Here is a 15006-nt window from a genome sequence, read left to right as displayed (position 1 = left end):
AGAGGTGGGCCCCTTTTTACAAAACAACAATACCATGAAACGATATTTTAAAAATAGTTTATCCTTTTTGTTGCTCCTGCCCTTGTGTTGTTTAGTGGCCCTAACCGGCTGTTCCGGTGAAGATGGCATAGATGGTACTCAAGGCCCGCAAGGCGAACAGGGCCTCCAAGGCCCCATTGGTGAAACTGGGGTGGGTACGGTTATCTATTCGGATTGGTTCCCCACACAGATGCCTGACCCCTTACCCGTTGGTACCAGCAGTTTTACGGTTAATGCACCTTCGCTGACGACACGCATCATTGACGAAGGCATTGTTTTGGTATTTGCCAAAGTGGACACTGAAATTGATGGACGTTTTACCCTATGGCAATTACCCTTTGGTTTGGACTCTGGCTTTGTTGTCCGAGAATATCAATTTTCAATGGCCGCCAATGAGCTGACCATTTCCGTTAATAGGCCTGCACCAGGAACGGCATCTTTCGTACTGGCTGAGGAATACCGTTATGTTTTGATTCCAGGGGGCACGGAAACCTCGGGCAAAGGGGAGGTCAAAGATTTTACCAAGATGACCTATGAAGAGGTGGCCTCCTATTTTGGCATTCAAGACTAACCTTAGAAATAATTTAAACAAATTATAATGAAGAATTTTCACAAAAGATACCATGGCTTAAAAAACTATTTCTACGCCATTTTGCTATTACTGGTCATCACTGCCTGTTCTGATGGGGAAGATGGCATGGATGGTCCCCAAGGCCTGCAAGGCGAACAGGGAGAAGTAGGAGAGGTCGGTTCAACGGGAACCGTTGCTTTTTTCTATTCCAATTGGATTCCATCAGAGTTTGCAAACCCACTTCCATTTGGTGTTTCCGGTTTCAATATCGAATCTGACCTTTTTATTTCTGATCTTAAAGATAACGGAACCATATTGGCCTACGTTCAGTTGACTTCTGGAGAAATAATACCATTACCATTGGAAGTGCCTGCTGCTGGACAGGTCTATTCCTATACAGTTAATGATGACGATCAACTTCGTGTTTTTGTAACCAGGGCGGAGATAAGCTCCGCAACACCTTTGATAGAAAGCGTTCGCTATATCATCATCCCCGGTACAGAACAGGAAACAGGTAAAGCCCCTGCACAAGATTTTAGCAAAATGAGCTATTCAGAAGTAGCCCAACATTTGGGCATTACGGATTAATCCAAAAGAATTCATACGATGAAACAACAATCATATTTTAAGTATTACCATATAGGAATCACCTTAGTTTTAGGGTTGATGCTATCCTTGGTTTCCTGTTCTCCAGAAGATGGGACCGATGGGGTCATTGGGCCGCAAGGCGAACAAGGGCTTCAGGGCGAAGCTGGGCAACAAGGTCCTGAAGGTACCGAAAATGTAACCTACTCCCCTTGGATTGTCTCTGACTTTCCCAATCCGTTAACGCAAGAGGTTACTCGTTTTACCATTGAGGCTCCTGATTTGACCCAAGGTATCATGGACAATGGCATCATTTTAGTGTTCGGCAGGGATAATGGAGGGGTTTATCAACTCCCTGTTTATTTTTCGAGCAGTAATGGCCAAATCTATACCTATGCAATTGATACTCCGGGAGCACTATCAATACAAGTGACCTTGACCCTATTGGCCCCTGTGCCAGCTTTAGATAGTTACCGATATGTACTGATTGATGAAGGCGCCCCAGATACCACAGGAAAATCGGCAAAGCTAGACTACTCAAAAATGACCTACTCAGAAATAAAGACCTTGTTTAATATTAAGGATTGATGTTGGTTGATGGTTGGTGCCACCCTTCCCGATTACCTTGGCTGGATCGGGAAGGTTTTACTACTATAAAACCCTTAAACTATGAAACATCCCAAGTTAACATGCCTACTGATCAGTTTGATGGCAATCGTCCAATACTCATGCAATACCGATGATGGCAATGGTACTACTGTGTCCGATAACGAGCTTAGTTTACCTTCAGATAAAGTGCTTATTGGTTTTGGATTTAGGGCAGAAGACAATACTGAGCTTACTGAAGATGTAGTGGGCGATATAGAACAGACCACTTTTAGTGTGGCCTCTTTTGTTCCTTTTAGGGCTGACCGATCAGCCCTAACCCCGACCATTGAAGTGTCACCCAATGCCGATTATGAACCAAAAGGAGTTCAAGATTTCATGAATCCCGTAGTTTATACGGTCACCGCAGAAGACGGTTCAACACAAGATTACGAAGTCACCGTAGGTTTCTTACCAGAACCGGATACCGGCCTAACAGATAAAAATGTACTCCTGTTCCTGTCACACGAAGATGCCTACTATTCGGAATATATCATTATGCGCAGGGCATTGGAAATTACCGGCTATACGGTTGATGTACGTAGCGCCAATGAACAGCCCGCAGAAGTCTATACCTTATCTGGGAACATCGTTTCTACAACCCTACCCAGCGTAGGCCATGACACATTTCTTTCCCAATTTCAGGAATCCTTTGGCGCTACTTGGGACCCTAGTTATAATGAGCTGCCAAACCCTCCTTTTGTAGAAGTGAGCGGAAGTATTCTAGAGGTCGACGATATGTTGGCATACGATGCCTTGGTCGTTGTAGGAGGTACTGGGGCACAAGACTATCGCGTTGATGGCACATATGCAGCACAAGGTACGGGAGATCGAATGATACCTGCAGAAATGGTACAAGCCACGGCAGAAAAATTGAATGCCTTGGCCTTGGATGCGCTGTCACAAGGAAAACCGGTCATTGCACAATGCCATGGTGCCTCCTTGGCTCCGTTTTGGCGTATCCCTGGCACTTCGGGGCCAGGCTTGGAAGCTATGGGATACAGTATTCTAAAGGAGGGTCATGCAACGGGTTTTCCGGAATCTGAGACAGCCGAATACCTAGAATTGCTCAATGTGAACTACCGTGGTGAAGAAACCGGTGATTTGGCCTTTGGCAGTTCTGATCGCGTGACCATTTCCAGCCCCCATTCCTCCTTTGGTTCCAATACTGGTGATTACAAAATTATAACGACCCGTGATTGGTATTCGCAAACAGTGGCCCATGCTGCCAGATCACTATTGAACATTATTGAAACGCATCCTAACGCTTCCGAACTCTCAAGTGCGGTTTCGGTCCTCATTCTTCATGGTGGCCCAGTTAATCCGGAAGACTGTGGTGTGAGTAATACAACGACCAATGATGTTCCCTGTAATTTTGGAACCTTACCCGATGACCTACCCGCAGATTACACCCATTTACAAGACTTGCTAGAGGATAGCTCACCCTTTGACGATTTTAATTTTGTTATTGAAGAAGTCAATATCACGGACGAGCTTCCCTATAACGAAGATTCGGTAGATGAAATCAGAGCTTTTTTGGGTGTTTATGATGTGGTCATTTTTTACAAGCATTGGGCCACAGGCGTAACCACTAACCTACAAAATGCACTTTTGGAATACGTGGACAATGGAGGCAACCTATTGGGTATTCATCATGGTCTATATGATGATAACGGAAAGACCATTCTTACCGACGAGTTATTTGAAATAGCGTCTGCGGCGTCCACATGGTCAGGTTCTAGCCTGACCGATTATAACCTGGTAGTAACCAACCTAGGACATTTCATATCAACCTATGGCATTACACTTCAGAATGCCGTGGAAAGCCCTATAAATTGGACTTCGACTCCTTCACAGAGCGGCAACCCGAGCTATTCCCATTACCCTAACATCCCCATATACGATGAAATTTATACCAATATGGAATTTAAACCCAGTGCAAATTTTGGTAGGGAGGTCAATCAGATAATGCCCCTCTTTTCACATACGGTATTCGGAACACCGAATCCACATACCTCGGGCCATATAAAATATTTTGATGATAACGGCGATGGCGTTTTTGGCAAATTAGTGTTTTTACAGCCCGGCGAACGACAAGAAAATTATGTAGCCGGAGGTAATTACGGACAAATCATCCGCAATGCTGTGGTATGGTTAGGTTTAAAAGAATAAGCATGTAAAATATTAAATAACAGCATGTTATAAAATTATGGTTGGATTAATTGGTATTTTTAGAGGTAGCTTTATAATTGGTACAATTCTTCAATGGCCATTGATACCTTATCTCATTTTTTAAACCAATCCATATGTTTCGCAACTATTTTAAAATATCGTTCAGAAACCTTGTAAAATATAAGTTTTACACCATCATTAACGTATTCGGATTGGCACTTGGTCTTGTGGCCTATCTTATGGTATCCTCTTATATTACTTTTGAAAAAAGTTACGATAAACAGTTTACTGGTTTCGAAAATATTTACAGATTGACATCAGACCAAGTCGTTGGCGGTGAAATAAGGGTTCGTGACGCAATGTCTTTTTATCCTTCGGGGCAAGCCTTGGAAGAAGAACTGCCTGAGGTGGTAGGTCACACTACCACCTTTAAATTCGGTCCCCTTGTTTTTAAAAATAATTCAGACTTATTACAAGAGCCACTTGTCTTGGGCGTAGACCACAACTTTCTTGACTTTTTTGACTATGGGGTTCTGTATGGAAGTACCGCTAAATTACAGGAACCCAATCAACTGGTCCTGACGAAATCCAAGGCCCTTGAATATTTCAACAAGGAAAATGCCGTTGGTGAAACCCTTTTTATACATAATGATTTTAACAGATCATTCAATGTAGCTGCCATTATTGAAGATATTGCCCCCAACACCCACTATAAATTTGAGATGCTGATGTCTATCGTCAGCATAAAGGAGCGCTTGGAAGAAGATGGCTGGAGTGGCTTCAACTATTACACCTATTTACGTCTTTTACCAGGTACTGATGTAACCAGATTAAGACCGCAACTATCTCAACTTGCCAAGAAATATATCGGCGCGGACACCAAATTGGTATTTAATTTACAAGCTCTGGAGCGTATTCACTTATATTCTGATTTTACCTACGAGCCCGAAGTTCACGGCAACGCAAGATCTGTACAAATTTTAATGATCATCTCGCTGTTCATTTTAGTGATTGCATGGGTGAACTATATCAACCTCTCGACGGCCAAGGCCATAAACCGTGCAAAAGAAATTGGGCTGCGAAAGGCAATCGGAGCGAACCGGTGGCAATTGAGTACTCAGTTCTTTTTAGAATCTGTTCTAATCAATTTCATTGCTGCTTTTGTGGCCTATGTTCTTTGTGTACTATTGGCTGGGTTATTCAATAATCTGGTGGGCAAGGAAATATTGGTGGATATTTGGAAGGATACATTCTTTATCCAACGCCTTTTTATCTTCTTTTTGATTGGCACCGTTATCTCAGGAGCTTACCCGGCCCTGCTCATGTCGGGCTTCGATTCCGTAACGGTTCTCAAGGGGAAGTTCAGGCATTCCAAAAAAGGTATTTTTCTACGTAAGGGGCTTGTGGTGCTGCAATTTGCCATATCCATTCTACTGATCAGTGCCACCTTGGTGGTCGTCACCCAAGTGGATTATATGTGTTCCAAGGACAAGGGAATGAACATAAATCAGGTTATTGGCTTTGGCCTGCCCGAGCTAGAAGTAGATTCATGGAAATCGGCCCTGAAAAAGGCAACTAATTTTGAGGACGAACTGAAAAAAAATAACAATGTACTCTTAACCGCTGTTTTAACCAATTTACCGGGTGGAGGCAGTACCGATATCAATTCATCGGGTGCAGGAGTGCAATTAATCGGGCTGACGGAAGTAACCGAAGGTACCTTCTACAGCCTTGGAATTGATGAAAAAACAATCCCATTGCTCCAAATGGACTTACTGGCAGGACGTAACTTCAAAAAAGACTTCGCTGATGATGCCCAAGCGGTTATTGTGAATGAGGCCTTTATAGAAAATTTGGGGCTACAGGTCAATGAATCGCTCATTGGTAAGCGCATACGTTACGGTAATGACCATAGCAGTATTGCCTATGAAATCATCGGCATTGTAAAAGATGTAAATCGTACCTCTTTGAAAAGTGCCATTGAACCAACTGCTTATTTTTCAGATTGGGGATATGGCGGTGGCTGGGGATACGGAAATATGTTGGTAAAAATACGGCCTGAAAACATGGCCAGTACCTTAGACTATATTAATGAGAAGTGGCGTGCTTTTTTTCCTACCGCAGTACTTCAATATAATTTTCTGGATGACCGATTTGCCAAACTCTATGCCGAGGAACAGCGTTTCGGTCAGGTTTTCGGCGTTTTCTCCGTCTTTGCCATTTGCATTGCCATCCTCGGTTTGTTCGGTCTAGCAGCATTTATGGCTGCCCAGCGTACCAAAGAAGTTGGCATGCGAAAAGTGCTTGGTGCCTCTATAAGGCAGATCGTACTGCTTTTTTACAAAGACTTCGTTTATCTAGTGGCCCTGGCCACATTGATCAGCGTACCGCTATTGTTCTTTGCCATGCAGCAATGGTTGGAAAATTATAGCCATCGTATTGAATTCCCTTGGTGGACCTTATTAGTAGCCTTGGGTCTTGTCATGGCCTTGGCCCTGATTACCATCGGCTTTCAGACCTATAAAGTTGCGGTATTGAATCCATCAAAAACATTGGGAAATAATACACAAAACTGATACTACAGAACCTAAAACGAATGTGATGACCTATATGATTATTGAGAGATATTATCGCTACAAGGTAAAAAAACTATACCAGAGGTTGGAGGTTCGCGGCCGTCAACTTCCAGAAGGGGTAACTTATATCAATAGTTGGGTAGATGAGGGGATGAGCACTTGTTATCAGGTCATGGAAAGTGAATCTCATGAACAGCTCAAAGCCTGGATGAGCCAATGGAAAGAATTCTGTGAGTTCGAAGTGATTCCGGTAATATCTTCTGAGGAAGCAAAGAAAAGAGCATTGCAAGGATAAAAAACAGTTAAAAGCATTTATGAAAAAAGTAATCGTCATGGCCCTGCTCTCACTGCTATTTAGCAACAGTGGTTATTCCCAAGGGGACATCGCACCAAGCAAACAGTTAGTGGAATTCCTGGATAAATTCCGGAAAGATTATGAGGCCATGTACCAGCAAGGGAACTTTGGGCTTGTACAGGACCGGTATGGGGAGAACGTTCGGTTAATGCCTGAGTTCCAGGAAACGGTTTTAGGATTGATTCCTACTGCCCTTTACTATAAATCATTTTTTGAGCGATTTAATGTTGACAACTATAGCAGTGAGCAAATAGAAATTTTGGACCTCGGAACACACCTAGTAGAATTCGGAAGCTTTTTAATAGGTATATCTGATAATGAAGACGAGCATCAATTAAATGGCAAATACCAACGGGTTTGGGAGTTAACAAAAAAAGACGATTATGAGCTTGTAACGGAAGCCTGGAACTATGACAATTGGGTTGACTTTGGGGACAAACTTAGATTCAAAGATGTGCCTTCCGTGCGAATGGCGCTAGAACCTCATATTTTGGTTAACGATAATATAAGCTTGGAGATAGAGGCCTTAAACTGCCTTATGGAGAAGGTGATTATGGAAGGGGATACCAAGCGATGGTCAATGTTCTATTCAAAAGATGCAATGCTCATTGGGGGTTTCAGCCCTATTGCAAAAGGATCCGAAGCCATTGAAGAGTATTTGGTAGAACTGCAAAAAGAAGAACCGCTATTTGAAGAACTGGATGTTAGAACGGATAGAATAGTTGAATTGAAGAACCACGTGCTTGAATATGGCTCGGCCATTGAAAGTTGGAGGGATGACTTCAATTCTGGAATAAGTACGAGCAAAAACCTTAGGCTTTGGAAAAGAGAACCCAATGGATCGCTGAAAATTTTCAGGATGATGAATATGTATGACTAGTCCCTTCAGTATAAAAGTAGACTATATGATGTGACCGAAAATGAAAAAACAAAAAATCAAATATCAGTTATCACTTATAATGGGACTTTCGCTCTTGGCCTGTTCTGCCCAGTTACCGCCGGATAATCTTGAAAGTGCGATTATAGGATTAGTTACTGCTTTCAAGGAAAAGAACCAATCGGCCGTGAGCAGTTTTGTATCTAAAGAACAGGGAGTCATCGTACTATTTAGGTTCGGAATTTTTGATCAATACCAAAAGACCTCAACCATTGATTTTGAAACTCCTGTTCCAGACTATTTTCCATACTACGACTTCTCTACAGATTTAAATTTATCCTTTGAGAGTTTGCCGACCTATGATTGTTCGGCTTTGGAATGGACCAAAATTGGAATGTTCTGTGACACCACCAAAACGAGTCACTTGCTTTCTGAAACAGCAAAAAACTTAAATACATATATGGATGGGAATATTTCTGAAAAAGAAATAAAATCCTTTGAGAATCTGGAAAAGAACAGTCATAGAATTGTGGTGTGTGACAGTACTGAAGGTAAGTTTATCTTTTACCTAACACGAATTAGTAAAAGATGGTATTTAACCATAATTGATAGAGTCACCTCGGATTGTAGCAGCTAAAAAAGTACTGATTAAACTATAAAAAAGAGTAATGAAAAACGTAAAGTATTATTTTGGCTTGTTCATCCTATTAACGGTCATAGCCTGTGCCAAAAGCCCTGAAAGCGCTATGATGGAAATGGCAGCGCAAGCAAAAGCGCCTTCTACGGACGAACCAGACATAAATGGGATTGTAGAACGAAAATTGATCAAAGAAGGCCATATCACGTTTGAAACAGATGATATAAACACCGCCAGAAAAACGATTTTTAAAACGGTTGACCAATACAAAGCCAATGTGTCCTCTGACCAAGAATCCAAATCCTTAGATCGCAAGAGCAATACCCTCGTTATTCGCATACCAGTGGATGATTTTGATAATTTTCTTACCGATGCCATCAAAGGGGTTGAAAAATTGGAACGGAAAAGCATCAACACAAAAAACGTTACCGAAGAGTTTCTAGACGTAGAAACGAGACTTAAAACAAAGAAGGAACTGGAAACCCGCTATTTGGTTCTTTTAAAACAAGCAAAAAACGTCATTGAAATTGTAGAGATCGAAAAACAGATCGGTCTCTTAAGGACAGAGATAGAATCCATTGAAGGGCGACTCAATTATTTGCAAAACCAAGTGGCGTTCGCTACCCTGACCACGACCTTTTATGAAAGAATTCCCAATAAAACAGCATTCGGACAAAAATTCCAAAATAGTTTTAAGAACGGTTGGGACAATCTGATTTGGTTTTTTGTCTTCCTGACGAACATTTGGCCGTTCATTTTAGTTGTGGTGGGACTACTACTAGGAATCAGATGGTATAGAAACAAATTAAAGAAATCACATTGAACTAAAAAACGAAACAATGCTTGGAATAAAACATATAAAATTTGATGCGATGACCTACGTTTTGCACTACAAAAATGGAAAGGTCAGAAAAGAAGGTAGAGGACTCTCTTTCTTTTATTACGAACCAAAAAGTTCTATTGTGGCCATACCGATGGGAAGCAATGATCTCCCCTTTATTTTCCCCGAAACCACAAAGGACTATCAGACCGTATCCATACAAGGTGAAGTGAGCTATCATATTGAAGACCCAAGGAAACTGGCAGATATATTTGATTTTACGGTGGATAAAGAAGGCAAGCACAAAAAAAATGACTTGGAAAAACTGAACCAACGCATCATCAATATGGCACGGTCATCGATATCGGCCTTTATACTCAGCACCGATATGAAAACCGCCATTCATGCGGCCAAAGACATTGAGACCACTATAGCCTCAGGATTACAATCTGCAGAAGCCCTTGGCAAAATAGGCATTCAAATTACAGGTGTCAACGTTTCTGGAGTACGGCCCACGCCCGACATGCGGAAAGCATTGGAAACAGAGACCAGGGAAAAACTGCAACAAGAGGCCGATCAGGCCATCTATGAACGACGAAATTTCGCTGTAGAGCAAGAACGCATCATCAAAGAATCTGAACTGAATACCGAAATAGCCGTAGAAGAAAAACACAAGCAGATCGTACAAAAGAAAATGGAATCTGATGTCTTGAAAGCCGAAAACGATAAAAAGCTTAGGGAAATGAACCTTGGTGCAGATATAGCGGTAGAAAAACAGCGTGAAGAATTTATCACATTAAAATCAACAAATGACAGAAAAGAGGCCGAAACCCAAGGCTATGTTTTGGAAACCAAATTAAAACCCTACCAAGAACTTGACTGGAAATTGTTAACGGCCATTAAAAACAATATAGATCCTAAAATGAATATTGCATTAGCCTTTAGGGAATTGGCAGAGAATGCGGACAAAATTGGAAACCTAAACATCAGTCCAGATTTGTTGGATTCACTTTTAAATACACCAAAAGAAAAGAGCTAATGGACCCCGAGTACGCCATAATCGTTAAAAACAAAACCCGTCTTGAAGGTTTAATAGCCCGCTTCAACACAAAGGCGCAAGCAAAGTTTTACATTGAGAGCCTTAGCGGAGATTTTAGGGATTATGAGCTTGAGCACGATACGTTTCACCGTGTTTTGGATGGTGTACAAACAAATCTGTCAAAAGTCATCAAGTGCAAAATTGTGGAGCGGGAATTTTTGCCCTCCTATATTTTTTCAGAAAAAAACATCATTGTAGTCGTGGGCCAGGATGGTCTTGTGGCCAACACCGCCAAGTATTCAAAGGGTTTACCAATAATCGCTATAAACCCCGATAAAAATCGCTATGATGGCGTGTTGCTTCCTTTTGATGTTGACAATTTCATAGAGGGTGTTTTTTCCGTATTTGAAGACAAACTTTATGCGAACATCTTACAATTTGCGGAAGCAAAACTAAATGACGGGCAACGGCTATTGGCCTTCAGCGATCTTTTCATTGGCCCTTCATCCCATACTTCGGCACGTTATATCATTTCCTATAAAAACCAAAAGGAAGAACAATCTTCCAGTGGTATTATAATTTCCACAGCGGCAGGAGCCACTGGTTGGTTAAGTTCCCTGTTTAATATGGCTTTTGGCCTAACCCATTTGCTTCATGAGGACTTGGAGTTGAAAAGACCTGCAATAAAAAGTAATCAGCTACTATTTGCGGTGCGAGAACCTTTTAAAAGCATACGCAGCAAAATAGGCATCACAGCTGGGGAAATCCAAAATTCCACTAAGCTTTTTATAGAATCATTGATGCCCTCTAATGGTATCATATTTAGCGATGGAATAGAATCTGATTTTTTGGAGTTTAATAGTGGTTCTACCGCAGAGATAGGACTTGCAGAAGAAAAGGCTGTTTTGGTACTGAATAGAAATACAACTTCATCATCATAAAACAATGAAAAACGGCATTGCGAACATATACAGCCTATTTTTTCTTGTTACTACTGCTGCACTACCGCAAGTAAACCCAAGCACCAAAATTTTAGAAAAGGCATTTGATTTTGATTTTAAATCAGTGGAAGAGCAATACAAAGCATGCCTAAACAATGGATGCGAAGGCGATAGCCTATACTATGACTTTTGGTATAGGGGCTTAAAGCTCGAGAAAAATAAACATTATATCGATGCCAGGGACAACTATGAAAAAGCACTTCATCTTGAACGTTCCGAAATTTCATCTTATGAGGTGAAATTTTCAATAGGTAGACTAGAACTACTGAAGGGTATGGGTGCACAAGGCACCACCTTTTTATACGAGTTCATTTCAGAAGCACAAAAGGAAATCAATGGTGAAAACGTGATGTGGAGCTTGACCGAAAAAGGGAAAAATCAATTGAATGAAAAAGTGGAGCTCGCCCTAGAGCTAATGTCTTTTGCAGCCGCACATGAACTACAAAAAATGATTAACTCACCAATGGGAGTACTAAGAAGAGAAAACCCATATGGTAAAAATGCCGAACGATTTCTAAAAAAACTAAGGGACAGCGGGAATTTAAGTTCCTTTTTTAATGATACATGGACGTTAGTTTATTACAAAGATGACCGCTGTGAAGGGATAACTATGGGACGTCTAGAAGATGTAACATCCGAGCAAATCGACAGGACCATTGAAATTCCCTTAAACAATGATGGTTATGGTTGGGGCGAATGTGAACGGAAAGAGCGAAGCAGCTATGACTTTCCATTTAATCTAAAACAATTAACCAAAGGATGGAATCGCTATGAAATGGCCGATTATCGACAAATGGAAATGCATATTTTCTATATTGTGGGGGGCGGGGAATCAGACTATCTAAAGATTTATTTCAATGAGCAAAAGCTGATCGTAAAACTAGAATATCGAAGTGAAGATCCTGGTTAACCAGATACTATGAAACAACTCAACATAACTTTTAGAAGACCTATTTGGATAGTGTTGTCCCATTTGTACTTGGACTCAGAATTAAGGGAATCGGACTATATAAATATTGCGTTTCAAATTTTAGTAAGCCCATACAACTTTGAGGAGGTACAACAAATCAATAAAAAGGAAGTCTTCCCTGTACTTTTTCCTAACCTGTTCGGAGCAATAGGGTCTTGGAACAATTTAAATGAAGAATATTTAATCAAAAGAATAATTGAATCACAGGAGAAAAGAAATAGACTTATTAATACCATGCTCACGACCTCCTATTGGGCTTCCCACTGGAAGCTGAATGGCAAATGGAAAAGATTAGAGAAGAGGTATAATGATTTAACAAGCGATACTGATATCAAAACCATGGGCATCCTAAAACTCTGGAAAGAAGAAAAAGGGGTTTTTAAAGTTGTAAAAAATAGGTTTAGTAGACAAAAACGAGACGGCTCACAATAATAAATATTTGCGATGAAATTTGACAAAATGTATGATACTCTGGACATCGCAAAGCGAAAACCGATTTGGGTTGCTCTATCCCTTTTTTATTTGGATACACAACTTCAAAAGAGCGATTATCTGGACATTGCTTTCTATGCTGTTTTGAGTCCCTATACCTTGATGGAAATAAAGGAAATCAATAGAAATGAAGTATTCCCGGTACTGTATCCTAACCTAACAAGCATAGCAAGTGAATGGGATTATTTCAAGGAAGCCGACCTAATCAAAAACATAAAAAAATCATTACAAAAAAGAAATATTATTAAGAAAATAGAATTGACCATTACCTATTATTTATATCGAGGCCTATTAAAATACCACTGGGATAACCTTGATTTAGCCTACCGTGAACTATTGAACAATGGCCATGATGATATTTTAAAAAGCTTGGAGCAATTAAAAAAGAGAAATACCCCGTTCGATTTTGGGGACCAATTAAATTGAATTTAAACTATATGAGTGCTTTATTGATCAAACAAAAAAAACATATGTGGCGAATTCCTGTTGGCCTATTGATTATAGGGCTATTTGCCATAAGCCCAATTTTAATTGGGCTAATTGGAGCTTACATATCCGAACTCAAAACTGGAGAACCTTGCCACGAGGGCAACTGTTACTGGATGAGCATGCCTTGGTACTTGTTTATCACCTTTCCTATTGCTGGAATTATCTTTTTAGTGTTCCTGGTAATTGTAATCAACGACTGGTCGAAACTAAAAAAACAAAAATGAAAAAATTAGGAATATTTCTAATGGCAATTTTCTTACTTGGTTGTCAATCGAAATCCAAAAAGATTCAAACCACAATTTCCAATGGAACTTCCAATGCGGATTCTTCCATCAATGTTCAAAAAGATAAAAGGAATTTCATGGATTTTTTCATCCATTTTATGTCAGACAGTGCTTTCCAAAAAGAGCATGTAAGTTTCCCTGCTCGGATGCACCAAAAAACCAGCAGAACAAAAGAGCATTGGATACCTCGGTCCTTTTCTAAAGAAAAGGGGTTTCACTCCCTACTTCAATCTGATACCCTAGATTATTTTGAAACGGATTTCGGTGAAGAACCTATAAATGTATCGATTGTCTCATTTGAAACTTTAACTATTCAAAATCTTTCTTTTAATCCTGCACCCGAAGATTGGCACTTAGATAAGAACTATAAGTCCTACATCTCTGAGAACAGTGATTATGAGTTTTTTGTCTTTCTAAACAACTTTACCCTAGATTCGATTTTTCAAAAGGAAAACATCAGATTTCCCCTTCCCTATTTTCATCTCGACTACAAGAACGACTACGAAACCTTGAAGGATACATTTTCAGTTGACACTTGGAAATACATCAACTTGGATAAATCACTGAAAGAATTGTTTACACTCAACCAAAATGAAAACTCAGATTATCGCCCCCTTTTTTTAAGGGGCATTGCCAATGGTGTGCATATAAAATACACATTTAAACGTCTGCAAAAGCAATGGGAACTAATAAAGATAGAAGACTATTCAACATAGGCGAACCTAAAAAATGACCAACGATATGCCCGAAATACGCTTCTACAATTCAAAGAAAAAAGCGCTCTTGCTTATGCTGACAAGCGTCCCATTTATCATAATTGGGGTTTACTTCATTGCAAAAAAACCCACTTTGGCTTGGAGCACAATCGTAATCTTTGGTTTTAGTTTCATTATGGGAGTCGTAAACTTATTGGACAACAGACCAAATTTGATTATCAATGAAATTGGTATATACGCCAGAAGTGCCAATAGAAACTATATTGTTTGGGAGTTGATTGAAGGTGCCTATCCAACGGTAATAGCTGGCCAGAAATTCATTTGCCTCGTCATTGATAAGCAATTCAAACCATCTCAAAACAGAAGTATGCTATACAAAAGCGCGGTGAAGCTCAATGAGGCTATTGGTGCGCAAGAAATGAATATTTATTTAGGCCAAATTAAAAATTTTGATGAACATAACTTGACCCGACTTATAATCAAAATAGCGAAGGCAGAAACAGCAGAAAAAATAGAATTGTTAAACAGTTATAGACCATAATGTTTGGTAAAAAAGACACTATCCCACCAAGTGTGTAAGTTAAAAATAACGAGGGTTGGACTTTTATCTAAAGTCTGACCCTTTTTTCATAGATTGTAAGGAACTGGTTTAAAATTATGCCCCAGTTCCTGATGGGCATGGACCACTTCTTGGTGGCCTCCCTTGTTGCCAAATATACGGATTTCATCACCGCATCG

16 protein-coding genes and 1 pseudogene are annotated in these 15006 nt (G+C 40.3%); 16 read left to right on the top strand and 1 reads right to left on the bottom strand.

Annotated elements, in window-relative coordinates; all coding sequences use genetic code 11:
* Positions 1 to 34: 34 nt before the first annotated feature.
* The 16 genes from BFP75_RS05360 to BFP75_RS05280 all read left to right on the top strand — a co-directional run bounded on the left by BFP75_RS05360 (position 35) and on the right by BFP75_RS05280 (position 14809).
* Complete coding sequence (locus BFP75_RS05360) at positions 35 to 610, top strand: hypothetical protein (protein ID WP_123803331.1); 576 nt, start codon at positions 35 to 37, stop codon at positions 608 to 610.
* A gap of 27 nt (positions 611 to 637) precedes the next feature.
* On the top strand, positions 638 to 1198 hold the full coding sequence (locus BFP75_RS05355; RefSeq protein WP_099544042.1) for a hypothetical protein: 561 nt from the start codon (positions 638 to 640) through the stop codon (positions 1196 to 1198).
* A gap of 18 nt (positions 1199 to 1216) precedes the next feature.
* Positions 1217 to 1783, top strand: coding sequence for a collagen-like protein (locus tag BFP75_RS05350; RefSeq protein ID WP_099544040.1), 567 nt, complete (start codon positions 1217 to 1219; stop codon positions 1781 to 1783).
* 81 nt (positions 1784 to 1864) lie between these two features.
* Entirely contained in the window at positions 1865 to 4012 is a 2148-nt protein-coding gene (locus tag BFP75_RS05345; protein WP_099544038.1) for a hypothetical protein, read from the top strand.
* Positions 4013 to 4146: 134 nt separating this feature from the next.
* Positions 4147 to 6588 carry an ABC transporter permease gene (locus tag BFP75_RS05340; protein WP_099544037.1) on the top strand — a complete coding sequence of 814 codons (2442 nt, stop codon included), beginning with the start codon at positions 4147 to 4149 and terminating at the stop codon, positions 6586 to 6588.
* Positions 6589 to 6613: 25 nt separating this feature from the next.
* On the top strand, positions 6614 to 6883 hold the full coding sequence (locus BFP75_RS05335) for a DUF3303 domain-containing protein (protein ID WP_099544035.1): 270 nt from the start codon (positions 6614 to 6616) through the stop codon (positions 6881 to 6883).
* Positions 6884 to 6902: 19 nt separating this feature from the next.
* Positions 6903 to 7823, top strand: a complete 921-nt coding sequence (locus BFP75_RS05330) for a hypothetical protein (protein WP_123803328.1) — start codon at positions 6903 to 6905, stop codon at positions 7821 to 7823.
* A gap of 40 nt (positions 7824 to 7863) precedes the next feature.
* Positions 7864 to 8457: a hypothetical protein gene (locus BFP75_RS05325; protein ID WP_099544031.1), complete on the top strand. Its 594-nt coding sequence runs from the start codon at positions 7864 to 7866 to the stop codon at positions 8455 to 8457.
* Positions 8458 to 8488: 31 nt separating this feature from the next.
* Positions 8489 to 9280 (top strand): DUF4349 domain-containing protein, encoded by a 792-nt coding sequence (locus tag BFP75_RS05320; RefSeq protein WP_099544029.1) that lies wholly within the window; start codon positions 8489 to 8491, stop codon positions 9278 to 9280.
* A gap of 16 nt (positions 9281 to 9296) precedes the next feature.
* Complete coding sequence (locus BFP75_RS05315) at positions 9297 to 10316, top strand: SPFH domain-containing protein (RefSeq protein ID WP_099544027.1); 1020 nt, start codon at positions 9297 to 9299, stop codon at positions 10314 to 10316.
* On the top strand, positions 10316 to 11257 hold the full coding sequence (locus tag BFP75_RS05310; RefSeq protein ID WP_099544025.1) for a sugar kinase: 942 nt from the start codon (positions 10316 to 10318) through the stop codon (positions 11255 to 11257). The genes BFP75_RS05315 and BFP75_RS05310 overlap by 1 nt, the downstream gene beginning before the upstream one ends.
* A gap of 4 nt (positions 11258 to 11261) precedes the next feature.
* Positions 11262 to 12227 (top strand): hypothetical protein, encoded by a 966-nt coding sequence (locus BFP75_RS05305; RefSeq protein WP_099544023.1) that lies wholly within the window; start codon positions 11262 to 11264, stop codon positions 12225 to 12227.
* 9 nt (positions 12228 to 12236) lie between these two features.
* On the top strand, positions 12237 to 12719 hold the full coding sequence (locus BFP75_RS05300) for a hypothetical protein (RefSeq protein WP_123803326.1): 483 nt from the start codon (positions 12237 to 12239) through the stop codon (positions 12717 to 12719).
* A 12-nt stretch (positions 12720 to 12731) separates the two neighbouring features.
* A complete protein-coding gene (locus BFP75_RS05295) occupies positions 12732 to 13205 on the top strand; it encodes a hypothetical protein (protein ID WP_099544019.1) in 474 nt (157 codons plus the stop codon).
* Positions 13206 to 13488: 283 nt separating this feature from the next.
* A complete protein-coding gene (locus tag BFP75_RS05285; protein ID WP_099544016.1) occupies positions 13489 to 14268 on the top strand; it encodes a DUF4348 domain-containing protein in 780 nt (259 codons plus the stop codon).
* 13 nt (positions 14269 to 14281) lie between these two features.
* The gene (locus BFP75_RS05280) at positions 14282 to 14809 is read left to right on the top strand and encodes an STM3941 family protein (RefSeq protein WP_099544014.1); all 528 of its coding nucleotides are present in this window, start codon (positions 14282 to 14284) and stop codon (positions 14807 to 14809) included.
* Positions 14810 to 14876: 67 nt separating this feature from the next.
* On the opposite strand, the pseudogene BFP75_RS22295 reads toward BFP75_RS05280, so the two are convergent.
* Positions 14877 to 15006 (bottom strand): annotated as a pseudogene (locus BFP75_RS22295) (IS256 family transposase); the annotation flags it as partial.

It is taken from the genome of Maribacter sp. 4G9 (assembly GCF_002742265.1).
Classification (GTDB): domain Bacteria; phylum Bacteroidota; class Bacteroidia; order Flavobacteriales; family Flavobacteriaceae; genus Maribacter.
This window is presented reverse-complemented; position numbering and strand designations above follow the sequence as displayed.